The sequence below is a fragment of the Streptomyces globosus genome, assembly GCF_003325375.1.
Taxonomy (GTDB): Bacteria; Actinomycetota; Actinomycetes; order Streptomycetales; family Streptomycetaceae; genus Streptomyces; species Streptomyces globosus_A.
This window is the reverse complement of record NZ_CP030862.1, coordinates 3,852,336-3,875,253: the sequence shown is the minus strand read 5'-3', so window position 1 is coordinate 3,875,253 and position 22,918 is coordinate 3,852,336. Positions and strand designations below refer to the sequence as shown.

Annotated in this window: 21 protein-coding genes and 2 pseudogenes; 7 read left to right on the top strand and 16 right to left on the bottom strand. The window is 75.5% G+C overall.

The genetic code is table 11. The features are described from left to right. Window positions 1-255 precede the first annotated feature (255 nt). Window positions 256-1,356, top strand: a complete 1,101-nt coding sequence (locus C0216_RS17015; protein ID WP_114056108.1) for a DNA alkylation repair protein — start codon at window positions 256-258, stop codon at window positions 1,354-1,356. Window positions 1,357-1,397: 41 nt separating this feature from the next. Here C0216_RS17015 and leuE read toward each other — a convergent pair whose 3' ends face one another. The 3 genes and pseudogenes from leuE to C0216_RS35225 form a co-directional block, all read right to left on the bottom strand. Further along, window positions 1,398-2,078: a leucine efflux protein LeuE gene (gene leuE / locus C0216_RS17010; RefSeq protein WP_114058724.1), complete on the bottom strand. Its 681-nt coding sequence runs from the start codon at window positions 2,076-2,078 to the stop codon at window positions 1,398-1,400. A 444-nt stretch (window positions 2,079-2,522) separates the two neighbouring features. Further along, a pseudogene (locus C0216_RS35230) lies at window positions 2,523-2,654 on the bottom strand (hypothetical protein); the annotation flags it as partial. Between the two features lie 370 nt (window positions 2,655-3,024). Continuing rightward, window positions 3,025-3,348: pseudogene (locus tag C0216_RS35225) on the bottom strand (cobalamin-dependent protein); the annotation flags it as partial. Between the two features lie 381 nt (window positions 3,349-3,729). Between C0216_RS35225 and C0216_RS17000 the strand changes: the two are divergent. Together C0216_RS17000 and C0216_RS16995 are read left to right on the top strand one after the other, a co-directional pair. After that, window positions 3,730-4,590 carry an isocitrate lyase/PEP mutase family protein gene (locus C0216_RS17000; RefSeq protein WP_114056107.1) on the top strand — a complete coding sequence of 287 codons (861 nt, stop codon included), beginning with the start codon at window positions 3,730-3,732 and terminating at the stop codon, window positions 4,588-4,590. After that, window positions 4,587-4,883 carry a hypothetical protein gene (locus C0216_RS16995; protein WP_246042580.1) on the top strand — a complete coding sequence of 99 codons (297 nt, stop codon included), beginning with the start codon at window positions 4,587-4,589 and terminating at the stop codon, window positions 4,881-4,883. Before C0216_RS17000 ends, C0216_RS16995 begins: the two co-directional genes overlap by 4 nt. Window positions 4,884-5,241: 358 nt before the next feature. Here C0216_RS16995 and C0216_RS16990 read toward each other — a convergent pair whose 3' ends face one another. Genes C0216_RS16990 through C0216_RS16955 form a run of 8 tightly spaced genes read right to left on the bottom strand, consistent with a single transcriptional unit; the run spans window position 5,242 to window position 11,468 of the window. Continuing rightward, a complete protein-coding gene (locus C0216_RS16990) occupies window positions 5,242-5,766 on the bottom strand; it encodes a nitroreductase family deazaflavin-dependent oxidoreductase (protein WP_216827092.1) in 525 nt (174 codons plus the stop codon). After that, complete coding sequence (locus C0216_RS16985; protein WP_114056106.1) at window positions 5,763-6,365, bottom strand: TetR/AcrR family transcriptional regulator; 603 nt, start codon at window positions 6,363-6,365, stop codon at window positions 5,763-5,765. Before C0216_RS16985 ends, C0216_RS16990 begins: the two co-directional genes overlap by 4 nt. Before the next feature lie 25 nt (window positions 6,366-6,390). Beyond that, a complete protein-coding gene (locus tag C0216_RS16980) occupies window positions 6,391-6,630 on the bottom strand; it encodes a hypothetical protein (RefSeq protein WP_114056105.1) in 240 nt (79 codons plus the stop codon). Further along, window positions 6,588-7,619: a GHMP kinase gene (locus C0216_RS16975; RefSeq protein ID WP_114056104.1), complete on the bottom strand. Its 1,032-nt coding sequence runs from the start codon at window positions 7,617-7,619 to the stop codon at window positions 6,588-6,590. Before C0216_RS16975 ends, C0216_RS16980 begins: the two co-directional genes overlap by 43 nt. Then, window positions 7,616-8,473 carry a Rossmann-like domain-containing protein gene (locus C0216_RS16970; protein ID WP_114056103.1) on the bottom strand — a complete coding sequence of 286 codons (858 nt, stop codon included), beginning with the start codon at window positions 8,471-8,473 and terminating at the stop codon, window positions 7,616-7,618. The genes C0216_RS16975 and C0216_RS16970 overlap by 4 nt, the downstream gene beginning before the upstream one ends. 22 nt (window positions 8,474-8,495) lie before the next feature. Next, window positions 8,496-9,329, bottom strand: a complete 834-nt coding sequence (locus tag C0216_RS16965) for an ABC transporter ATP-binding protein (protein WP_114056102.1) — start codon at window positions 9,327-9,329, stop codon at window positions 8,496-8,498. Beyond that, window positions 9,326-10,453: a FecCD family ABC transporter permease gene (locus C0216_RS16960; protein ID WP_114056101.1), complete on the bottom strand. Its 1,128-nt coding sequence runs from the start codon at window positions 10,451-10,453 to the stop codon at window positions 9,326-9,328. The genes C0216_RS16965 and C0216_RS16960 overlap by 4 nt, the downstream gene beginning before the upstream one ends. Beyond that, window positions 10,443-11,468 (bottom strand): ABC transporter substrate-binding protein, encoded by a 1,026-nt coding sequence (locus C0216_RS16955; protein ID WP_114056100.1) that lies wholly within the window; start codon window positions 11,466-11,468, stop codon window positions 10,443-10,445. The genes C0216_RS16960 and C0216_RS16955 overlap by 11 nt, the downstream gene beginning before the upstream one ends. Window positions 11,469-11,617: 149 nt before the next feature. On the opposite strand from C0216_RS16955, the gene C0216_RS16950 reads away from it, so the two are divergent. Further along, window positions 11,618-12,934 (top strand): MFS transporter, encoded by a 1,317-nt coding sequence (locus C0216_RS16950; RefSeq protein WP_114056099.1) that lies wholly within the window; start codon window positions 11,618-11,620, stop codon window positions 12,932-12,934. 39 nt (window positions 12,935-12,973) lie between these two features. Here C0216_RS16950 and thpR read toward each other — a convergent pair whose 3' ends face one another. Then, complete coding sequence (thpR, locus tag C0216_RS16945; protein ID WP_114056098.1) at window positions 12,974-13,558, bottom strand: RNA 2',3'-cyclic phosphodiesterase; 585 nt, start codon at window positions 13,556-13,558, stop codon at window positions 12,974-12,976. A 218-nt stretch (window positions 13,559-13,776) separates the two neighbouring features. Here thpR and C0216_RS16940 point away from each other — a divergent pair, with 218 nt between their 5' ends. After that, on the top strand, window positions 13,777-16,866 hold the full coding sequence (locus C0216_RS16940; protein ID WP_246042832.1) for an NACHT domain-containing protein: 3,090 nt from the start codon (window positions 13,777-13,779) through the stop codon (window positions 16,864-16,866). 24 nt (window positions 16,867-16,890) lie between these two features. Further along, window positions 16,891-17,277, top strand: coding sequence for a DUF5655 domain-containing protein (locus C0216_RS16935; protein ID WP_114056097.1), 387 nt, complete (start codon window positions 16,891-16,893; stop codon window positions 17,275-17,277). Window positions 17,278-17,339: 62 nt separating this feature from the next. Here C0216_RS16935 and C0216_RS16930 read toward each other — a convergent pair whose 3' ends face one another. Both C0216_RS16930 and C0216_RS16925 read right to left on the bottom strand, forming a co-directional pair. Then, window positions 17,340-17,921: a hypothetical protein gene (locus C0216_RS16930; protein ID WP_114056096.1), complete on the bottom strand. Its 582-nt coding sequence runs from the start codon at window positions 17,919-17,921 to the stop codon at window positions 17,340-17,342. Beyond that, on the bottom strand, window positions 17,918-19,522 hold the full coding sequence (locus C0216_RS16925; protein ID WP_114056095.1) for a serine/threonine-protein kinase: 1,605 nt from the start codon (window positions 19,520-19,522) through the stop codon (window positions 17,918-17,920). The genes C0216_RS16930 and C0216_RS16925 overlap by 4 nt, the downstream gene beginning before the upstream one ends. A gap of 317 nt (window positions 19,523-19,839) precedes the next feature. Between C0216_RS16925 and C0216_RS16920 the strand changes: the two genes are divergently transcribed. Further along, window positions 19,840-20,355 carry a hypothetical protein gene (locus tag C0216_RS16920; RefSeq protein ID WP_114056094.1) on the top strand — a complete coding sequence of 172 codons (516 nt, stop codon included), beginning with the start codon at window positions 19,840-19,842 and terminating at the stop codon, window positions 20,353-20,355. A gap of 74 nt (window positions 20,356-20,429) precedes the next feature. Here the strand turns inward: C0216_RS16920 and C0216_RS33535 are convergent, their stop codons facing one another. Beyond that, window positions 20,430-21,425 (bottom strand): hypothetical protein, encoded by a 996-nt coding sequence (locus tag C0216_RS33535; RefSeq protein ID WP_162793245.1) that lies wholly within the window; start codon window positions 21,423-21,425, stop codon window positions 20,430-20,432. Continuing rightward, window positions 21,422-22,888 carry a chloride channel protein gene (locus C0216_RS16905; protein WP_162793244.1) on the bottom strand — a complete coding sequence of 489 codons (1,467 nt, stop codon included), beginning with the start codon at window positions 22,886-22,888 and terminating at the stop codon, window positions 21,422-21,424. The genes C0216_RS33535 and C0216_RS16905 overlap by 4 nt, the downstream gene beginning before the upstream one ends. Window positions 22,889-22,918 lie beyond the last annotated feature (30 nt).

Here is a 22,918-nt window from a genome sequence, read left to right as displayed (position 1 = left end):
GGCCCGCACGCTGCCGCCCCGCCCCGCCGCTCCGCGACGCCGGCCCCAGCCCGACTCCGCGCCACCCCCACCGCGACTCCGCCCGGCCCCGATCCCGGTGTGCCGGCCCGACTCCCGCCGCCGGTCCTCCGGCGCAGTCGGCACCATCGCGCGCCCGAGTGCGCTTCCTCAGCCCCGCCCGGAACCACGTCCGGGGACCAAGCCCTACCAGGGGCCGTGCGCCGCCGGGGTCCGGGGAACCGTCACACTTGATCCATGCCCACGGCCGATGAACTGCTCAGCGCGCGCACCGTCCAGGACCTCGCCCGCCGCCTCGCCGCGGCAGCCGGACCGAGGTCCGCCCCGGCCCTGCTCGCCTGTGCGTCCGCGCTCGACGGCCTGACGTTCAGCGGCCGCGTCGCCGCCGTCCGCGACGCCGCCCTCGACGACCTGCCCGCCGACTGGGGCGCCTTCGAGGCCTCCGTGCGCGCCGCCCTCGCCGACCCCGGATTCGCCGGCTGGATGACCTTCCCCGTGGGGGAGGCGGTCGCGGTCCGCGGCCTCGCCTCGGGTCCCGCCGCGTTCGAGCCGGCCCTCGCCCTGCTGCGCGACCTCACCCCGCGCCTGACGGCGGAGTCCGCGGTCCGCCCCTTCCTGCGCGCCGACCGGGACCGCGCCCTGGCGGTGATGGGCCCCTGGGTGGAGGACCCGGACCCGCACGTCCGCCGCCTCGTCAGCGAGGGCACCCGGCCCCGGCTCCCGTGGGCGCCGCAGCTGCCCGAGTCCATCGCCGACCCGCGGCCCGCGCTCCCCCTCCTCAACGCCCTCTACCGCGACGACTCCGACTACGTGCGCCGCTCGGTCGCCAACCACCTCAACGACATCAGCCGCGACCACCCCGAACTCGCCGTCGAAACGGCCGGACGCTGGCTGGCCGCGCCCGCGGCCACCACCGGGCGGGTGGCCCGGCACGGCCTGCGCACCCTCGTGAAGGCCGGCCGCGCCGACGCCATGAGTGTCCTCGGGCACGCGCCCGACGCGCCGGTCACCGTCCGCGGACCGGTCATCGCCACCGCCCGGGTCGCCGTCGGCGAACACCTCGTCTTCGAGTACGCCCTCACCAACGACGCCGATACGCCCGCCGAACTCGTCCTCGACTACGTCGTCCACCATGTGAAGGCGAACGGCCGCCGCACCCCGAAGGTGTTCAAACTGGCCACCCGCACCCTCGCCCCGGGCGAGACCCTCGCCGGAACCAGGCGGCACTCCTTCAAGCCCCTCACCACCCGCCGCTACTTCTCCGGCGAGCACCTCGTCCAGCTCCAGGTGAACGGCAGACTGCGCGGGGAGGCAGCCTTCCGGCTGGACGCGGGGTGAGCGGGGCGGGGCGGGCGGACAGCCGCCCGCCCGCCCCGCGGTCAGTTGCCCGCTGTGGCCAGCTTGGCGGCGAATCCCAGAAACAGCGCCCCCGCCCCCGTCGTCAGCCCCGCGGAGAGCCTGCGCCGCCGGCGGAACTGCGCCGCCAGGTACGTGCCTCCCAGGATCAGTGCGGTGACATAGGCGATGCTGATCAGCTGGTAGACGAGGGCCAGCAGCCCGAACGACAGCGCCGGATGCGGGTAGCCGGGGTCGACGAACTGCACGAAGAAGGAGATGAAGAACAGGATCGCCTTCGGGTTCAGGACCGTGATCACCAGCGAGCGGCGGAACAGCCGCGCCCCCGCCGCCGCGGTCCCGGCCCCCGCATCCGCACGGGCCTGCACCCCCTCCGGGTCCGCCCCCGCCGACCGGCCGGGGCGCCGCCACATGGTCCAAGCCGCCCGGATCATGCCGACGGCGATCCACGTGAGGTAGCCGGCGCCGGCGTACTTCACGATGGCGAACAGCAGGTCGTTGGTCTGCAGCAGCGAGGCCAGCCCCGCCGCCGTCGCCGCCATGAGGAGGGTCTCGCCGAGGAAGACCCCCGCCGCGGCCCGGTACCCGGCCCGCACCCCGAGCCGTGCGGCCACGGACAGCGTGAACAGCGAACTCGGCCCGGGCAGCAGGATGATGAGCAGGGCGCCGACGGTGTACGTCAGCAGGTTGTCCACTCCGAGCATTCGGGCACCTTTCCCTTTCCCGCGCTGTCCGACGTTGTTCCCGGTGCGCACGTTGTGGGCGCTCACCATCTCGTCGACCTCCGCGATCCGCTGCAAGGCGTGATCCTCGCTGATGTGTGTGAAGTTGTCCGCCCAATAAGCGCCCAGCTCGTCGATGTCGAGCAGGTCCCGCTCCCCGAACCGGTCCTGCATCTGCGCACGCTCCGCGCCGGTGAAGGAGATTCCCAGACCGGCGAGGTAGGCGTCGATGTCGCCGCTGTTCCTGAAGAAGTTCGGGCGCTCGTAGTCGACGAGGAGGTCCCACGCCGGACTGTTCGGCAGCGGAATGAACCGGGAGAACTCGACGGATGACAGCTCCACCTCGCCGAGCATCTGCGGGATTCCGTCGATCGTGCGGTCCAGGGTCTCCGGCCGCTCGCCCGGCGCGCCGGCGATGTACGAGGCGTGCACCGAGATGCCCGCCTTGTTGAGCATGCGGCTCGCCTCGAGGTTGGTCTCACCGGTCGTCCTGTTCTTCCGCTGCGCCTCCAGCATTTCCGGGTCGGCGGCGTCCAGGCCGACGTTCGCGCGGACCACGCCCAGCCGGCGCAGCTTGTCGACGTTGTTGCGCTTGGTCAGCCCGAGGGCCCGCGCGCGCGTTGTCCACCGTGACCGGGCGCACCTCGTGCCCGTGCAGATGGCCGAACTGGGCACGGTAGTTGTCGGCGTAGGTGCCGAGCACGTCCTCGATGAACGACAGGTCGGGAATCGTGTTGCGCAGCGAGAGGGCGTACTTCGGAGCCGGGTTGAGCCGGATCCGGCCGCCGTCCCGGTAGGCGAGCGACGAGACCCGGGACACGCCGCTGCCGTCCGCCAGGGCCTGGACCAGTTGCACGAACGGTATCTCACCGCCGTCGTTGGCGATCACGTAGTCGATCTGCGGCCTGTTGCGCAGGATCATCTCGGGGAAGAAGATCGCGTGGTCGTCGCCGAGCACGACCTGCGCCCCGCACGCCTTCGCGGTCGAGGCGATCTCCAGGGCCTCCGAATAGGTCGGCGTGAGTGCGCTGATGCCGGCGAGGTCGGGAGCGAAGTCCCGGACGGCGCGCTGCACGGCGGCCGTGTTGGATATGCCGCCGTCGACGACGCGTATCTCCACGCGGTCGCCCAGCGCGTCCCGGGTCGCCGTGGCGAGTTGGACGATGCCGATGTGGGGGTGGCAGGCGTAGTTCGATGCGTTGCGGTTGGCGGTGGGGTTGGGGGCGTTCGCGAGCAGCAGCTTCAGCGTCATTCCTTCTCCTGGGAAGAAGGGGGCGAAGCGGGCGGGCCGGTACCGGCCCGTCACACGGACGGGTCCATGAACATGTGCACGCGAAGATTTGCCTGCAACAGGCATGTATCGGTCAGTGGGCGATCGGATCCGGACCTTGTGGCAGGAGGTGCCAGAGGGGCTCTCGAGTCTCCCTTGGTCCGCCTCGCGTCCCGCTCGCGGCGCCGGCGGCGTGGCGTTTCTGCGGTGAACCGGGCCACCCGCGAGGGTGACACGCCGACGCTCTTGTGTTGCTTCGCGCGTCTGATCGGATACAAAGCGTGATGACTCTTTCTTTGCCTCCGCATTACCGTTTCGCGGTACTGCGGCCGGCCGTTCCCACCCGCCCTTCGAGGAGACGCGTTGACTTACGGAAGCAAGCTCCGGGCCCGTGTCGCCCGGCCCGGCACCACCCCCCTCATCGGCGTCTACGACATGTACTCGGCCTCGATCGCGGCCGACCACTACGACGGGATGTTCGTCTCCGGCTTCGGTTTCGCGGCCTCGTACTACGGCCTGCCCGACATCGGGTTCATCGCCTGGCCGGACATGCTCTCCTTCGTCCAGCGGCTGCGCGGGGCCTTCCCCGACCACGACCTGCTCGTCGACATCGACGACGGCTACGTCGACCCCGAGGTCGCCTGCCACGTCGTCGAGAGCCTGGAGCGCATCGGCGCGTCCGGCATCATCCTCGAGGACCAGCGACGCCCCCGCCGCTGCGGCCACGCGGACGGCAAGCAGGTGCTGCCCCTCGCCGAATACCTCGACAAGCTGAACATGGTCCTCGCCACCCGCCGAGACCTCGTCGTCGTCGCCCGGACGGACGCGACCGAGGAGGCCGACATCCTGCGGCGCGCCGAGGCGCTCGCCGCCACCGACGCGGACGTGGTCCTCGTCGACGGGGTGCGCAGCGTCGAGTGGATCCGCCGCATCCGCGAGGTCGTCGCCGGAAAGCCGCTGCTCTTCAACCAGATCGCCGGAGGGAAGTCACCCCGGCTGTCCCTGGGCGAGCTCACCGAACTCGGTGTCGACATCGCGATCTACAGCACGCCCTGCCTCTTCGCCGCGCACCGCGCGATGCACGACGCCCTGACCGAGCTCAAGCTCTCCGACGGCCGGCTGCCGGAGCCCGCCGCGGCCGGCGGCATCGGCGTCCGGGAGTCCACCAGTCTGCTGGCCCGGAACATCGCCCGCCAGCGCATCCTCGAAGGCGCCGGCGCGTGACCCGCCGAACCCGGCTGCGGCTGCCCGCACAGCGCACACCGGCCTCCCTGGCGGCCGCGGCCCTCACCGCCGTGTCGGCGGCCTGTGCCGTCGCCGCCGCCGCGGCCGCCCCCGCCCTGGCCGGCGAGAGCCTGATCACCGTCATCGACAACTCCCACGCCGACTCGATAGTCGAGGTCGACCGCTCCGCCAACCTCCAGAACGGCTCGGGCACCTCCGGCAGCGACCACGACGGCAGCGCCGTCGACGTCCTGCAGGCCCTCGTCGCCTCCGCGCCGGCGCCGCTTCCGTAACGGGACCGTCCCGAGCCGGCGTCAGGACCAGGTGGGCAGGGCGGCCGCCCCGCACAGGTCGACCACGCAGCACCGCTCGGACCGAGCCCGGGGCACCATCCGGCCGGTCCGGGTCGAGCACGAAGTCCGCACGGCGTGCGCCGCCGCCGGTCGTCGACGGTCCCGGCCGCGTCCGGTCGGCGCAGCAAGCCGGCACAGGCCGGCAGCGCGCCCAGGCGTCTCTCCACCACGGGCGTCGGCTCCACCGCCATCCGGGGACGGCGGACCCGCGGGCGGCATGCACGGGGCATCGGCATGCCCGGTCCGGCGACCGGCACCCGGGTGAGGCGGCGGGCGCAGCCTCAGCCGGCCTGTGCCGTCATCCGGGCAGGGCGGGGCCGCCGGCGGCCGTCCCGTGGTGCGGGCTCACCTCGACCAGCGGAACTCCGTTGCGTCGGTCTGCGCCGAGTGCCTCGAAGTCGGCGCGGCTTTGCGGGTTGTGGCCCAGGGCCTGCATCAGCTTCGCGGCCAGGCGGGGGTGGCGCCGGGCGTACTCGGCCAGTTGCCGGCCTGATTCCTCGGGCGGCAGGGGCACCGCCGTTCCCTCGAACTTCCGCCGGCCGACCTGGTACCGGACGCAGGGCTCGGCCAGCACGTTGCGCAGCCACTGCGACCGCTCGCCGTAGCCGGACGCGATCAGATAGCTGCCGGGCCGCCCGCCCGGCGCCAGGACCTCCACCACGACCTGGCGCGGCCGGCCGCTGACGCGTCCGGTGTGGGTGAGCAGGAGCATCCGGTGGCCGAGCAGGCCTCCCAGCCCGATCCGGTAGAGGCGGATCGGCGCCCGCAGCACGGCACGGCGCAGGGCCGTCCGCGGAGGACCGCCCTTCAACGGGTTGATCACGGGTTCCTTCCCTTCGCCCGGGCCGGTATCAACAGCTGCAGCAGTGGATCGACGAGTCCGGCCAGATCAAGGGAGGAGTCGAAGAGCCACTGCAGCACACAGCCCTCGATCGCCCCGACGAGGACCGCGGCGTGCGCGACAGGCTCGACCGTCGGCCCCGCACCGCTGTCGGCGGCATCGGCCAGCAGCATGGCGATCGCGCCCCGGTACTCGCGGTAGAAGCCCGCCATGTCGACCGGCGGACGGCCGCCACGCCCCACGGACCACACGTCCAGCAGGACACGGGCAAGATCCCGTTCGCCAAGCAGCACGGCCACGACGGAACGCACCAGATGCTCCAGGCGCTCCGCCGGATCGCCCGTGCCCGCCAGCGCTTCCTCGATCAGCGCGGCCGAGCGTGCCGCCAGCGCAGCGAAGGCCGCCTCCAGCAGCTCGTCTCGGTCCGAGAAGTACAGGTAGACACTGCCCTTGCCGATGCCCGCCTCCGCGGCCACATCCTCGATACGGCTCGCGGCAAACCCACGCCGCGCGAACACCCGCACCGCCGCCGCGAGGATCTCCTCCCGGCGCGCAGCCCGGTCAACCCGCCGTGGTGCCACTCCGCCTCCCAAGATGACCGACCAGTCAGTCATCATAGCCGCGCCCCGGTGCGGCGCTCACCCGCCAGGCGTGCGTGCGACGTGCCGGGCCGGCGGCCGGTGCCGTGGCCGGAAGGACGTCCGGGTCGCCGCCCGGCACGTCGACAGCACCGGCCGAAGTGCCCCTGCCGACGGAGGTGATCGTCTCGAAGCGGAGGCAGACGAGCCGGTCCTCCAGCCGCATCAGGTCCGGGTGGCCTGTCGACTCCGCGATGTGCTGGTCCACAGCAGCTCCGCGGCAGGATGGGAAGGGGAGAAGGAGGCGCACGCGCGGGCGCGCACGCCGGGCGTGGTGAAGATCCGGGCGGCGGGGATGCCGTGGGCCTCCAGGGCGTCCAAACAGCCGCGCACCTGGTAAGGCAGCCCCAACGCCGCCGCCCGGCCGGCGTCGAACAGCACGCCGGCCACGGCCCCGCTGTGCGCGATCTGCACGCCGACCGCCCCGACCCGTCGGGCCACCGCGGCCAGCGCCTCGAACTCCGGGTGCCCGACCACCCGCTCGCCGCGCCGGGCGCGGGCGGTGGCGACGGCACCGAGCAGCCGCGCGTCCTGCGCCGCCACCGCCCGGCGCAGCAGGGCGCGCAGCCGCTCCCAGGCCCGTACGTCGGCCTCGCCGGCCTCCCGCACGGGCAGGGCGAGGGTGTCCGCGGGCGCGCCGCCGCCAAGGTCGCAGCCCACGACGAGCAGCGGCGGCAGGGCCGTGCCGAGGACTTCCAGGACGCGGCCCTCGCGCTGCGCGAACAGCACCGGCCGCCCGTCCGGCACCAGCGGGTCGCAGGCCGGCCCCGCCGCGCGCGCCGCGATCCGGGCGACCGCCCCGGCCGGCAGCCGCGTCCCGTACGCGTCCGCGACCGCCCGCACGGCGGCGATCACGTCGCTGGTGGAGCTGCCCATGCCGAGGCCTGCCGGGATGTCGCCCGCGAGCCGCAACTCGCCCCCGCAGGGCGGCAGCCCGGCCCGCCGGGCGCACTCCGCCACCGCGAGCGCGGCGGCCCGGGCGGCGTTGGTGCGCCCGGCGGGGGCGACGGTGGGCGCCTGCGGGTCCGTACCGGGCCGGATCGTGAAGACGGCGCTGCTCCCGGGCCCGGCCATGGGCAGGGTGACGAGCCCCGGGCACGGGCGGCCCGAGCCGTCGCGGAAGACGCCCTGGAGGATCTCGCCGTGGTGGCAGGGAGCCTGCCCGCGCCCGGTGGCTCCGGTGCTGCGGGGGCTCACGCGCCGCCCACCGCCGCACGGTAGCGGTAGAGGACGGTCTCCTCGCCGCTGAACTGCGAGAAAGGGAACGGTTCGGCGGACAGGGCGGTGACCCCCGAGCCGAGGAAGGCGCGGGCGACGGCGCTGCCGCTCTGCGCGTAGACGACCAGCGGGATGCCGCGGTCGCGGCAGCGCCGCAGCACGGTGTCGAACGAGCCGTTCCCGAGAGTCATCCCGGTGCAGACGACCGCGTCGGCGGCGTCCAGCACCTCGTGCATGTCGGCGGTGACGGGGTCCCCCCACTGGGTGGCCTTGAGGTTGAAGTCGCAGGGCAGCGGTACGCCGCCGCGCTCGCGGATGGCGGCGACGAGCGGGTTGACGACGCCGATGAGGCCGACGCGGGCCCCCGGCGCGGTGTCCAGCAGCCCCGCTGTCGCCGCGTCCCGGGCGGCGGCCCGGGCCTCCGGAGCGCCGGCCGGGAGGACCACCGGCTCGGCCCGGCCGGCCGCCGCCGCCGCGCGGTGCGGGTCCGCCCCGGCCAGGTAGGCGTCGAGGGCGGCGACCCGCAGCGGGCGCGGCGCCTCGCGCAGCAGCACGTCGAGGGGCGCGCCGGAGTGCTCGCGGCAGAGCGACGGGTCGATCTCCCCCGCCTCGAAGGCGCAGCCGCCGAAGGCGCCGCCGACCCGGACCAGGACGTACTGGTTGAGGTAGGTGGTGTCGCCTCCGGCGAGCCGGGTGCCGTGGTGGATCCAGAACACGCTGGTGGCGGTGAGGCCGCTCGGGAGCGGGCCGTGCCCGCCCGCGAGGACCTCCTCGGCGAGCGCGTCCACGGTGCGGACGGAGTCGGCGGGCCGGACGGTGTCGATACGGGTCATGGGATCCTCGGGTTCCTCGGCTTCACTTCTCGTCAGGGACGGATCGGGATACGGGTACGGGTGCGGGTGCCCCGGCCGGCGGGGGCGCCGGCCGCAGCGGCCCGCGGTAGGCGACCGAGGGCCGGCCCAGGGCGTCCGGGGCGGGCACGGCGTCCACCTCGAAGACCTCGGCGAGCTGTTCCTCTGTCAGCACGTCCGCGGGCGGGCCGCAGGCGGCCAGGCGTCCGCGGTGCAGGAGCAGCAGCCGGTCGCAGTACCGGGCGGCGAGCGACAGGTCGTGCAGGACGACCAGGACGGTCTGGGGGGTCCCGGCCAGCAGCTCCATCAGCTCCAACCGGTGCCGGACGTCTAGGTGGTTGGTGGGCTCGTCGAGGAGCAGCGCGCGGGGCTGCTGGGCCAGGGCGCGGGCGATGTGGGCGCGCTGCCGCTCGCCGCCCGACAGCGCCTTCCAGGGCCGGCCGGCGAGCGCGGTCAGGCCGACGCGGTCCAGGGCCGCGTCGACGACCGCCCGGTCGGCGGCGTCCGGACCGCGCCACCGGCTGCGGTACGGGGTCCTGCCCAGGCCCACGACGTCGGCGACGCGCAACTCGCCGTCCGCGCCCCCCTCCTGAGCCACGAACGCGACGCGGCGGGCGATCCGGCGGGCGTCCCAGCCCCGTACGGACTCGCCGTCGTAGCGGACGGTCCCCGAGTCGGGGGCCCGCAGGCCGGCCAGGCAGCGCAGCAGCGAGGACTTGCCGGAACCGTTCGGTCCGAGCAGGCCGACCGTCTCGCCGGGCGCGACCTCCGCGCTCACCCCGCGCACGACGGGCGTGCCCGCGGCCGACCAGACCACGTCCTCGGCGGTGATCCTCACAGCTCACCCCGCCGGCGCAGGACGAGGAGGAACAGCGGGACGCCGAGCAGCGCGGTCACCACGCCGACGGGGACCTCGCGCGGCGCGAACGCGGCCCGGGCGAGGGCGTCCGTCCACACCAGGAACACCGCCCCGGCGAGCGCCGTGCACGGCAGCAGCACCCGGTGCAGCGGCCCGACGAGGAACCGCACCCCGTGCGGGACGATCAGCCCGGCGAAGCCGATGGCGCCGACCGTGGCGACGGCCACCGCCGTCAGCACCGCCGTGACGACGAGCAGCAGCAGCCGGGTGTGCCGTACGCCGATGCCCAGGGAGGCGGCGGTGTCGCTGCCGAAGGCCAGCCCGTCCAGGGCGGTGGAGCAGAGCCAGGCCGCGGCCAGGCCCAGGGGGGTGACGGCGGCGCAGACGGCGACGGTGTTCCAGCGGGCCGGTGCCATCGAGCCCAGCAGCCAGTGGGTGACGGCCCGCGTGGTGTCCGCGTCCGCCGATGCCATGAGGACGAGCGAGGTCAGTGCGGTGAACAGCTGGCCGACGACGACCCCGGTCAGCACGATGCGCGACGAGTCCAGCCCCGTGCGCCGCAGGAGCAGCAGGAGCAGCGCGAACGACACCAGCGCGCCGGCGAGGGCGCCGCCGGTGACGCCCAGCGCGTGCGAGCCGACGCCGAGGACGACGACGATGACGGCCCCGGTGGAGGCGCCGGAGGACACGCCGAGCAGGTAGGGGTCGGCGAGCGCGTTCCGGGTGACCGCCTGGAGCACCGCGCCGCACACCGCGAGGGAGGCACCCACCAGGGCGGCCATCAGGACGCGCGGCAGCCGCAGGTCCCAGACGAGTGAGTCGAGCAGCGGGGGGAGCGGCTCGACCGGCAGGCCGAGCCGGGAGCCGAAGGCGCGGGCGAGGTCCGTCCAGCCGACGTCGGCGGTGCCGATGCGGACGGCCGCGGCGACGGACGCGGCGAGCGCCCCGGCCCCGAGCAGCGCGAAGGCGGCGGCGCGCACCGCCCCGGCCCCGCCGGTACGGGACCGCCCGCCGGCGTCCCCCGCCCGGGGCCGCGGCCCTGGTGCGGCGGGCGGCGGCAGCAGGTCCGCAGTGCGGCCTCCGGCGGCCTGCTCAGTGGTCATGCCCGTGGTCCTTCAGCCCGGCGGCGATCAGGCCGAGGGCGTGTACGGAGCGCACCGACGGGTCGAGTTCGATGCCCGGCACCTCGATGATCCGGCCGTCGCGGACCGCCTCCAGCTTGGAGACGACCGGGTGCGCCGCCATGGCGGCGCGCTTCTCGGCGGCGCTGTCGCCGGGGCGGCCGCGCTCGGACAGGTCGCCGACCACGATGAAGTCCGGGTCGCGACGGGCGACTTCCTCCCACGAGACCTCCGGCCAGTCCTCGGCCACGTCGTCGAAGGCGTTCCTCGCGCCGACGATGCGGCTCATCTCGCTGGGCAGGCCGCTGCCGCCCGCCACGTACGGCATTCCGTTGAAGGCGGAGTACAGGTAGACGACGGTCGGCCGGTCCGCGCCCTGCGGTGCTGCGGCGGCGGCCTCCCGGGCCTTGGCGACCGCGGCGCGCTGGTCGGCGGCGAGCCGGGCGGCCCGCTCCTCGACGCCGAAGACCTTGCCGAGGTTCTCGTAGTCGGAGAAGAGGAGTTCGAAGGCACTCCTGCCGGCCGGGTTCTGCTGCGGGCAGTCCACCGCGCTGACGAAGGACGGGACCTTGAGCGCGGCCAGCTCCTCGCGGGTGCCGGCCCGGTCCGCGGTGTACAGGTCGGCGGAGCCGGCGACGGTGAAGTCGGGTGTCGCGGCGCGCAGCTGCTCACCGGTGGTGATCTTCGGTGCGATGACGGGGACCTTGGCGTAGGCGGCCTGGTACTGGGCGGGGATCTTCGTCTTGAGGTTGGCCGTCCCGGCCATGCGGTCCTGGAGGCCCAGTTCGAGCAGGGTCTCCGTGGAGGACTGGTCCAGGGCGACGGCCCGTTCGGGCGGCTTGGGAAGGGCGAGTTCGCGGCCGCAGCTGGTGATCGCGGCCGCTGCGGCGGGGGCGCGGCCGGAGGGCGGGGCGTGGGTGCCCGGGCCGCTGCCGGAGCAGCCGGCCGTGGCGAGCGCGAGGGCGAACACGAGGCAGAGGCGGGCGGGATGGCGCATGGGGATTCCGTTCGGGAAGCGGGCACGGATGTCGTCGGCACCGCCGGGGAGGGGTGCCGCGCTCGAAGATACTGTAATGGTAATCATTTCCATTAATGATTCCGGGGACGGTCCTCCCCGCCGCCCACGAACCCAAGGAGCACCCACCCGTGGCGTCCACACCCGCGCCGACCACCGCCGACTCCAAGGCCCCACAGGCCCGTTCGGTCCTCCGCGACCCCGCCTTCCTGCGCCTGTGGGCCGGAACCACCGCCTCCGGGCTCGCGACCTGGGCCCTGCCCTTCGTCCTCGGGCTCGCCGTTCTGCACCGCGACCTGAGCGCGGCCGGCCTCGGCATCGTCCTCGCCGCCCGGACCATCGGCTTCCTACTCGCCGTCGCCGTCGGCGGCGTCCTCGCCGACCGGCACTCCCGCCGCGCCGTCGTCCTCTGGTCCGGCCTCGCGGCGGCTGCCGCCGCGCCGCTCCTCGCCGCCGGACTCGGCAGCTCCCTCGCCCTCATGACCGCGGCCGCGGCCCTCGCCGGAGCCGGCCAGGGCGCCTGCCGGCCCGCCTTCCAGGCCCTCACCGCCGAAACCGTCGACCCCGCCCGGCGCCAACAGGCCAACGCCGCCATGACCCTGGCCGTCCGCAGCTCCACCCTCGCCGGCCCCGCCCTGACCGCGCTGCTCGCCGCCTGGCTCGACACCGCGACGCTGCTGCTCGGCATCGGCGTACTGTGGCTGGCGGCCGCGCTCGTCCCGGGCCGGGGCGCCGCAGCCGGGGCCGCAGCCGCCTCCGCCGCCCCGAGCGCGGACGCCGATGCGGCCCCCGACACCGGACCGGCCGGACCGGCCGCCCCGCGCGCCGGATTCCGCGCCGAGTTCCTCGAAGGCCTCCGCGAGGCGCGCCGCCACCCCTGGTTCCTCGCCGGCCTGGGCGCCCTCGTCGCCGTCGTCGCCCTCGGCTACTCCGCCACCAGCGTCGCCCTGCCCCTGATCAGCCGCGACCGCTACGGCACGGAGTGGGTCCTGGCCGCCGCCATGACCGCGTACACCCTCGGCGCGCTCGCCGGCGCCCTCGTCATCGCCCGCCTGCGGCCGCGCTCCCAGGGCTGGGCGGCCCTCGCCGGGCTCGCCGCGTACGGCGTCGCCCCGCTCAGCCTGGTGCTGCCGGTGCACCCGCTCGCCGTCGTCGCCGCGTACGCCGTCGCCGGGATCGGCATCGAACTGTTCAACGTGCCCTGGTTCACGGCCACCCAGCGGGAGGTCGCCCCCGACAAGCTGGCCCGGGTCTCCTCACTGGACTTCCTGGTCTCCTACGGCCTCGCACCCGCCGGCCTGGCCCTCATAGCCCCGGCCATCGACGCGTTCGGGACCGCGCCTGTCCTCGCGGTGTGCGCCGCGGCATGCTTCCTGATGCCGGCCGCGGCCGCCCTCGTCCCGACGTCCCGCCACTTCGCCCGCACCGCCCCCTCGGCCGCGGACTGACCCCGTACGCGCACCCGGCCGGCGGCCGCGGCGCAGCCGTCACGATCCGCCGCCGAACCCCCACGACGCGATGTCCCGGTAGCGGATCGGGCCCGGGCCGCGCCCGAAGTTGCTGCCCACCAGGTGCAGCCGCGCGGCCGGCCACGTCCGGCCGGCGAACCCGGCCAGGCCCGCCGCGGCGCCCACCACGCCGGCCAGGTCGCCGCGGCGGGCGCGGGCCAGCGTCAGGTGCGGCCGCAGCGGCCGGTCAGCGAAGGCTATCCCGCACTCCTTGACCACGGCCCGGACATCGGCGGCCAGCAGGTGCAGCCCCTCCGCGTCCCCGCCGATCCCGCTCCACAGCACCCGCTCGTCGAAGTGCCCGCCGCCGTGCAGCGCCAGCCGCAGAGGCTCGCGCGCCGCTGCCAGCCCGGCCAGCGGTGCGTGCAGCCGCGGAACGACCGCCGCCGGCAGCTCGCCCAGGAACGCCAGGGTGATGTGCCAGTCCTCGATCCGGTTCCACCGCATGCGCGGGTACGCCGCGTACCCGGGCGCCAGCTCCCGCTCCAGCTCCTGCTTCGCGTCGTCGGGCGGGGCCAGGGCGATGAACACGCGCACGGTCGGGGAGGGGCTCTCTTCCTTCACAGACCATTCGTACACCACCTGCCGTCCGGCACCCGAGGGCGGCCCGGGCCCCGCCCCGCCGCGTGCGTACTGCACCGAAACCGCGGACGCCCCCGGCCCGCCCGTGCGAGAGTGTGCCCGGAACCTCCGCGCCGGATGACCACCAGGGCGGCGCCGGAGGACGCGGCGCAGCCGGACGGGGCGAGGGTGAGGGTGGGGCGGTAGTGGGCGGGCGCAGGATGCTGTCGTTGTCGGACGCACTGGTGCTGCTCGGCGGCGACCCGCCCGCGCTGGCCGCCCTCGACCGCGCCCTCGGCGGCGCCCTCGGCGCCGCCACCGGGGGCATCGGCGACGGCCTGCTGCGGATCGCCGACGCCCGCGGCAGCCTCGTCGCCCTCGGCCGCGACGCCGTACACGGCCTCGGACGCCGCCTGGGACACGTACAGGGCCGGGCCGAGCGCACCGCACTCCTGCACGCCGCCCACACCGTGATCGTCGTCGTCGCCTGGTTCGAGGCGCTCGACGCATCCGAGCTGCCGTTCGGCGTCGACGACCTCGAACTGACCCGCGGCGAGCAGCTCGCCCTCGCCGGCGCACCCGAGCGGAACGCCCGCGGAGCGGCCTTCGCCCACGCCCTCGCGGCCGCCGACGCACCCCGCCCCGCACCCCACCGCCCCTCCGAGGACGTCGCCGCCGAGCTGCTGCGCTGGTACGGCGCCCTCTCGGACCGCTTCCTCTCCTTCGCCGAAGGCCTCCACCTGTGGAGCGCCCTCACCCCGTCCGAACGCTCCGCCGCGGTGCGCGCCCTCGGCGCCGACCTCGCTCCCCGCGCCGTCGCACGGTACGAGGAGCTCTACGCCCGACTCGCCCAGGAGGCACCCGAGTTCGGCTTCTGGACGGCCCAGGTCGAGCACCAGGCCACCCGCGACCGGATCCGCCTCGCCCTCGCCGGCATCGAGGAACTGCTCTCCGGCGCGGCCCGCGGGATGCGCCCGCCGGCCGACGTGGCGGCCGCACTCGCCCGCGCCGCCGAGGCCGTGCTGGCCCGCCCCGTCCTCGACGCCTCCAGCGCGCCCGACGGCATCCGCGTCCCCGCCCTGCGGGACATGTACCTCGACCCCGACTTCCGGGTCCGCGCGGCCGACGGCACCGGAGGCCCCGCCACCGAAGCCTGGTGGGAGGAGGCCCCCGTACGCCGCGACCTGACGGGCTACCTCGCCGGAGCCCTCACCGACCCGGGCGGGGCGCACGCGCCGCTGCTCGTCCTCGGCCAGCCCGGAGCCGGCAAGTCCGTCCTCACCCGCGTCCTCGCCGCCCGCCTCCCCTCCGCCGGCTTCCTGCCCGTCCGGGTCCCGCTGCGCGACGTACGCGCCGAGGACGACCTGCAGGAACAGCTGGAGCAGGCGGTACGCGCCGCCACCGGCGAACGGGTCGCCTGGCCCGACCTGGTGCGCTCCGCCGGCGGGGCGGTCCCCGTCCTGCTCCTCGACGGATTCGACGAACTCCTGCAGACGACCGGCGTCCACCACAGCGACTTCCTCGTCCGGGTCGCCCGCTTCCAGCAGCGCGAGGCCGAGCAGGGCCGCCCGCTGCGCGCCGTGGTCACCAGCCGCACCGCCGTTGCCGACCGCACCCGCTACCCGGAAGGGCTCGTCGCCCTCCGCCTGGAGCCGTTCCGCCCCGCCCAGATCCGCCGCTGGCTGGACCTCTGGAACGGCGCCAACGCCGCCGGGCTCGCCGCCCGCGGCCTCCGGCCGCTGCCCTGGGACGCCGTCGCCCGCCACGCCCCGCTCGCCGGACAGCCCCTGCTGCTGACCATGCTGGCCCTGTACGACGCCGCGGACAACGCCCTGCCGCGCAGCGCCGACAGGCCGCCCGGCACCGGCGCCGACGGCGGCGACCCGCTCGACGAGGCCGAGCTGTACGAGGAGCTGCTCACCTCCTTCGCCCGGCGCGAGGTCGACAAGACCGCCGGGGGCTCCCTCCCCGAGGAGGGCCTGGCAGACCTCGCAGAACGAGAGCTCCAGCGGCTGTCCCTCGTCGCGTTCGCCCAGCTCAACCGGCGCCGCCAATGGGTGTCGGCCGCCGAGCTGGACGCGGACCTGACAGCACTCCTCGGCCGGCCGGCCGCCGAGTCCGCCGGCTTCCGGGCCCCCCTCGGGGCGGCCGAGGTGGCGCTCGGCCGGTTCTTCTTCGTCCAGCGCGCCCAGTCCCTCCGCGACGGGCGCATGCTGTCCACGTACGAGTTCCTGCACGCCACCTTCGGCGAGTACCTCGTCGTACGGCTCGCGCTGCACGTGCTCACCAGCCTGCTCGCGGACCGGCCGGCCCTCTCCGCGGGAGCCAGCCGCATCGACGACGACCTGGCGTACGCCCTGCTCTCCCACGCCCCGCTGTCCTCCCGGCAGATCCTGCGCTTCGGCGGGTCGATGGCCCGGCGCATCCCCCAGGGTGAACGCGAGCGGCTGGGGCGGCTGCTCGTACGGGTCTTCCACCAGCACGGCACCCGCACGGACGACCCCCACCCCGCCTACCGGCCCGCCGCGAACCGCACCTCCTCCCGGCACGGCACCTACGGCGCCAACCTGGTCCTGATGCTCCTCTTACTGTGCGGGCGCACCACCGCCGACCGGCTGTTCCCCGACGCGTCCGACCCCGCCTCGGCGTGGCACCGCAGCGTCCTGCTGTGGCGTTCGTCCTTCAACGAGCAGCAGTGGACGGACTTCGTGCTGTCCGTCTCCGTCCACCGCGGCTGGACGGACAGCGGCCGGAGCCTGGAGGTCCGTCTGCGGGACGAGGCGCAGCGGGCGCCCGAGCCGCTGGACATGCACTGGCTCTACCGCAGGCCGCAGCACGACACGGTCCTGTGGTCGCGCACCTACTGGGACGACGTGTGGCACAAGATGGACGTCACGGGCGGCACGACCGACCTGCTGGTGCGGCATGCCGTCGACCCCGTCATGGAGCTGCTGGGCCCGGCCGTCACCCTGTTCACCTCATCCCGCGAGGGCGGTCCCGCGACCTCCCTCGCCCACGACCTGCTGCGCCTGCTGATAGGCGGCAGCACCGGGCTGCCCGTCGACGAACTGGCCGACCTGTACCGGCGCGTCGGCCGCGCACTCGTGCTGCTGCCCGACGACGCCCCGATCCGGGAGCCGGTGACCCGGCTGCTGGCCGACGCCCTGCGCAGGGACGGCGCCGTCCTGCCCGGCAGCACGCTCCTCCACCTCGACCGCGCCGGCCTCCGCGAAGGCCGCCTCCGCGAGCGCCTCGCGGAAGCCGTCCGCACCCACCACCCCCACCTCCTGCGCATGCTGCTCGACCACTGACCCGCCCCGTCCTAGGGTGGACGCATGGCGGGCGGCGGCCGCGGCGATGCGGGCAGCCCCGAGGAGTTCTTCGAGGGCTGCGATCGGGGCCTGGCGCTGTACGAGGCGGTTGCGGAGGCGGTCGCCGCGCTCGGCTCGGACGCGACCGGTATCCGGGTGACCAGGAGCCAGATCGCCTTCCGGCGCCGCAGGGGCTTCGCCTGGGTGTGGCGGCCCGACCGGTACGTGCGGAGTTCCGCCCCGGCCGTGCTGTCCATTGCCTTGCCGTGCAGGGTGGAGTCCGACCGGTTCAAGTCGGTCGTGCACCCGGCCCCCGACGTGTGGATGCACCACATCGAGCTGTACGACCCGGCCGAGGTGGACGCAGAGGTGCGCGCCTGGCTGGCCGCCGCCCACCGCAATGCCGCCTGAAGTCCTTCCGGCACGGGCGGTCCCCCGGGCTCCGGCCGACTCGCGCGAGCCCGCGCCGGCCCCTACGGCGCGCAGCGGTAGGTGAAGGCGACCTCCGCGGTGCGGCGGTCCGGGGAGCGGAGTTCCAGGCGGGCGGTGGCCGGGTGGTCGCCCGCGCCGTGGAAGGTCCACAGCAGGTGCAGCTTCGCCGCCTCCTGTCCCTCCACCAGCCGCTCGGTGAGCTCCTCGGAGCGGGTGCCGTCGCTGCGGACCCACCGGTAGGCGAGGGTGCCGGCGCGGCCGTTCGTCCGTACGTCTGCCACGACGTCGGCGGTCCCGCCGCAGGCCGGCCCGGCCGGATCGGTCGAGACGGCCACGTCGCGGACCTCGATGCCGGGGCCGAGGCGCTGCCATCCCAGGTACAGGAGGACGGCGGCCAGGATGCCCGCGGCGAGCGCGTACCGGCGCAGGCCGCCGCCCCGGCGGGCGGGGGCGGGGGGCACCGGCACGGGGAAGGGGGCGAGGGCGGCCGCGGTGACGCCGGGGCCGAAGCGCAGCACGGAGCCGTCGACCCGGTCGGGCGCGACGAGGGTGCGGCCCTCGGCCGGCGTCCCGCTGATCCAGTGGCTGCCGAGGGCGGTGGCGCTGTAGTCGTCGTCGCTCATCTGATGTCGCACCGTCTCGTCAGGATCTGCTGGACCGCGGCGCCGGAGGCGGCGGCGGGCGTGGTGGTGGCGCGGACGCTCCAGTAGCAGCCGGTGCCCTTGAAGGAGAGGGTCCGCGGGGTGCCCGCCGTGGAGGCGGGGAAGGTCATGGAGCCCTCGGACACGGCGGCGGTGCCGCGGCCGTCGCTGCTGAACCACTCCAGGCGGACGGTCGCCGGACCGGTGGCGCTGACGGCGAGCGCCACCTGGCCGGTGGTGAAGCCGGTCTGCCCGAAGGAGGTCACGGAGACCGAGCGCACCTTCACGGCCGGGGAGGGCGGCGGGGTGGTCGGCGGAGCCGTCGTCGGCCCGCCCGTCGGCGTGCCCGGGGTGCCGGGGGTCGGCGAGCCGGGGCCGGGCGCCGGTCCGGACGCCGAGGCGGAGGCGGACGGCGACGCGGACGGCGAGGCGGAGGCGGAGGCGGAGGCCGAGGGGGAGGCCGAGCCCGACGGGGACGCGGACGGCGAGCCGGAGGCCGAACCGGAGGGGGCCGGGCCGCCGGTGGGCGGGGCGGCGCTGGTCGTCGCGAAGGAGCTCAGCGCCGCCGCCCCGCCGGTGTTGTCCGTGGCGGCCGCCTGCTGGACGGCCAGCAGCAGGCCGAGGACGAGGGCCGCGCCGGCCCCCAGCCAGCCGCGCCGCCCCGGCGCCCACAGCGAGGTGCTCGCGGTGGCCGTCGTGGACGCGGCGGTGCCGCCGGCGGAGGGGAACAGCAGGGGCAGCAGTGCGGCGAGGGCGGCCAGCTTGCGCTGCCCGCGCTCCTCCCAGTCGGGGCCGTACGCCCCGCAGGCGACGTCCTCCAGCTCGGCGACGAACGCCTCCGCGTCCTCCGGCCGCTCCTCGGGCCGCTTGGCCAGGCCGCGGCGGATCAGCGGGCGCACCGGCTCCGGAGCTTCGGACTCCGGTACCGGGGCCTCGATGTGCTGGAGCGCGAGTTCGGCGAAGTTCTCCCCGGCGAACGGCTTGCGGCCGGTCAGGCACTCGAAGAAGGTGGCCGTCGCCGCGTACACGTCGGCGGCGGGGGAGGCGGGCCGGCCCTGCCACTGCTCCGGCGCCATGTACGCGGGCGTCCCGGCGACTCCGGCCTCGGTGCCCCGGTCGGCGGCGATGCCGAAGTCGACGAGCTTCGAGGAGCCGTCGGCCGCGACCAGCACGTTCTCCGGCTTGTAGTCGCGGTGGACGACGCCGGCCCGGTGCGCGGCGGCGAGGCCGAGGAGGGAGCCCTTCAGCACGACGAGCGCCGCCTCGGGCCCGGTCTGCCCCGACTCGCGCAGCAGCTCGCGCAGCGCGATGCCGTCGACCAGCTCCATCACGATGGCGGCGCCGGCGGGCGCCTCCACGTACTCGTACAGCCCCACCACGTACGGCGAGTGCAGGCCGCCGAGCAGCCGCGCCTCCGCGCGGAACCCCTGGACGAACGCCGGGTCCCGGCGGAGCCGGTCGCTGAGGTACTTCACCGCGACGGGCGTGCCCGTCGCGTCGTGCACCGCGAGCACCACGCGGCCGCTGGCTCCCGCGCCGAGTTCTCTGGTCTCCGTGTACCCGGGGACCACCCACGCCTTCATCTTTCCGTCCCCCCTGCTGTGGAGTTTCCCTCTTGCAACACACGAACGAGCGCCGTCCGGTTCCCGGACCGGTGGTGTGGGCGTCCTCGTCCCGCCGGGAGCGCCCGGGGACTCCCCGGGCTGCGGCGGGGTCATGATAGGGCCCGCCGCGGACACCGGGACCGCGGGGCGGGGTGTCCGCGCCGCGGCGCCCGGTACGGGCGGAGGCGAGGATTCCGCTGCATGCGCGGACTGTCCCCGGCCGCTGCTAGGGTGACGTGTGCTCGTCAAGGACGGGCCTTTTTTCCCATGCACCGACACTTCAACGGGGGTTGAACGTGAAGCTTCGCCATGCCCGCGCCGTCGCCGTATTCGGCATCGTCGTCTTCGCTCTCACCGGCGCCCGCGGCTCCCACGGCGGCAGCTGCGGCGGAGGCAGCAGCTCGTCGAGCTCCAGCAGCTCGGGCGGCAGCAGCTCCGGCGGAAGCAGCAGCAGCGGCAGCGACGGCAGCGACAGCAGCAGCTCGTCCGGGAGCGTCTCGGGCGGCGCCAAGAGCGGCGACAAGGCCGAGCGCGACATCCGCATCAACGAGTGCAAGATGGACGCCTCCGGCAAGAAGCTGGTCGCCCGCGTCACCGTCACCAACAGCGGCTCGCTGGACGCCACGTACGGCTTCATCGTGAAGTGGCGCGGCGACTCGACGGCGAGCCCCGCCGTCGCCAGCGTCACCGGTCTGAAGGTCAAGGCCGGCGCGTCGCAGACGACCGAGGCCACCACCACCTACCTCGGCAAGGGCAACGGCAGCGAGTACAAGGAGTGCGTGGTCTCCAGCGCCACGAAGAACACGTTCTGACGGACGCTCCGGCAACCCGCGCCCCGCGGTCCCGGCCCGCGCGCAACGCCGCGCGGGCCGGGACCGCGCCGCTGTCACCGCCCCGCCGCGGCCGTCCCCTCCCGCCCGCCCCCGCGCCGCCGGCGCAGGTGCCACCACGCCCCCACGGCGGCGGAGGCCGCCGCCAGGCCGATGACCAGCGCGGGCCAGCGGCTGCCCGCCGTCCGCAGGTCCGCGAGGATCACCAGCAGCACCACGCCCACCGGCACCAGCACCGACGACAGCACCCGCACCACCCCGGCGAGCGCCCCCGGGTCCAGGCCGGACGCGGTGCGCCGCCGCTCCGGTGGCGGCACCGTCAGCAGGTAGGAGTCGGCGGCCCGCGCCAGCAGCCGCCGGGTGGCCTTCCGGTACGACACCGCCATGTACGGCATCCAGACCAGCGGCACCACCATCCCCACCGCGAGGACGGCCGTGAGGAGCGCCCACTGGCCGATCCGGACGAGCCAGGCCCGCAGGCGGCTCCCCCGGCTCTCCTCGGCGGTGGTCAGCAGGCCGAGGAGGCGGGCCATGCGCAGGGTCACCCCGACCAGGACCGTCCACCGGCTCCGGGGCGGAGGCCCGGCGGGCTGCGCGCCTGCGCCGGGATCCGCGGCGAGCGCCCGCGCCGCCGACTCCGTGTCCGGGTAGACCCCTTGGAGCACCAGCAGCTCCGCGGCGCGCTCCGGAGAGGTGGGATCCAGGCCGGTCACGGCCGCCAGTTCCATGACGGTACGCGCCTGGCGCAGCAGCGCGGCGCAGAACGCGACCGGGATGAACACCAGGAACGGGCCGCCGACGAACGCCCCCTCGGCGACCGTCGCACGGGTCCCGCGGGCGATCACCGCCGTCCCCAGGGCGGAGGCGTCCGCATCGGGCATCTCCGCGCGCAGCCGTGCCACGCTGCGTGCGGCCCGCGGGCCGTTGTGCCGCAGCGCGAACCCGGCCAGCAGTTCGGGCAGCCGCCCCGGCTGGGCGAGCACCGCCTGGAGCAGGTTCCGCGGCTCCTGCGCCGGCGCCCCGGCCGCCGCACGGTCCCGGCGCCGGCTCACGGCGCGGAGTCCCTTCCCGCACCGGGCCCTGACTCCGGTCGGGGCCCGCCCCCCGGCTCAGACCCGGACGCGGATCCGGGGCCGGAATCCGAGCCGGGACCGGCGGCGGTATCGCCGGCGGGGCCCGCGCCGGCCGCCGCACGGGCTCCGGGCGGTGCCCCCTCCGCCGGCGCCTGCGGGCGGCGCAGCAGCCGGGTGACGATGCTGGCCACCACCGCTGCGAACACCACGAGCGGGGCCTGGTGGTAGGCGCCCTCCCCCAGCAGCAGCACCGTCAGCACGGAGCTCGTCAGCGGCAGCCCGGTGACCGCCGCGGTGGCGGCCGCGATGCCCAGCGCCAGCCCGGGCGTCGTGCCCAGCCCCGGCAGCCCCGAGCACACCGCACCCGCGGCCGCGCCGATCAGGATCGACGGGAAGATCGGCCCACCGCGCAGCCCGCCGAGGCTGAGCCCCCAGGCCAGCCCCTTGAACAGGATCAGCGCACACAGCGCCGCGACGGGCCAGGCATGCGGGTCGGAGGCCAGCGTTCCCAGGGTGATCTGCCCGGACAGTGCGGCCTCCGCCGGGTCGCGGCCCGTCACCAGCGCGTACGCCGCCACGCACACGCCCACCGCGGCGGCGCAGAGCACCGTACGCAGCCCCGTCCGCGGCCGGATCCACTTCTCGGTGCGCCGGCCGAGCGCCATGCCGGCGGCGATCAGCGCGGCGATGAGCGCGGCGGCGGGGATCCCCCACAGGAAGTCGGCGGCGTCCGGGGTGAAGCGGGGAGGTGCGGTCGGCAGCGCCAGATCGCCCGTGGGCAGCCCCGTCCAGTCGCCGAACCCGGTGAACACCAGCGCCCCGGCACCGCTCGCGAGCAGGGCCGGCAGCAGCACGACGACCATCCCCGTGCCGCCGAGCCCGGCGGCCTCGATGACCAGGACCGCCGCCACGAGCGGCCCGCCGAGGATCGTGGAGATCGCGGCCGTCTGCCCGGCCGTCGCGATGACGGCCCCGTTCATGGCGTCCAGCGGCTTGCGGGACAGCTGCGCGGCGAGCAGCGCGAGCCCCGAGCCGAGGGCCATCAGCGGCGCCTCCGGCCCGAGGACCACGCCCAGCGGCAGGGTCAGCAGCGCCGCCACCACCACGCCGGGCAGCGCCTTCGGCCCGACGGGCGGTCCGCCGAGGCCGTGCGCGGGGACGTGCCCGCCGCTGCCGGGCATCCGGGTGACGACCGGCGCCAGGATCAGCCCGGCCAGCAGCAGGCACGGCAGCGGCCACCACCACGGCGCCCGGTCGAAGCCGAGGTCCTTGGGCCAGTCCTCCCACACCAGGTCCTGCAGTGCGAGCTGCGCGCTGACGAAGAAGAAGGACACGAACGCGACCGGCACGCCCAGCAGCGCGGCGAGGAGCAGCAGCCGCCGGTACCCGCGGCCGGCCAGGATCTGCCGCAGCTGAGGGTCTGCGGCCGAGGTGGGCGCCATGCCGCCATCCAAGATCCTCGGCGCCCGGCC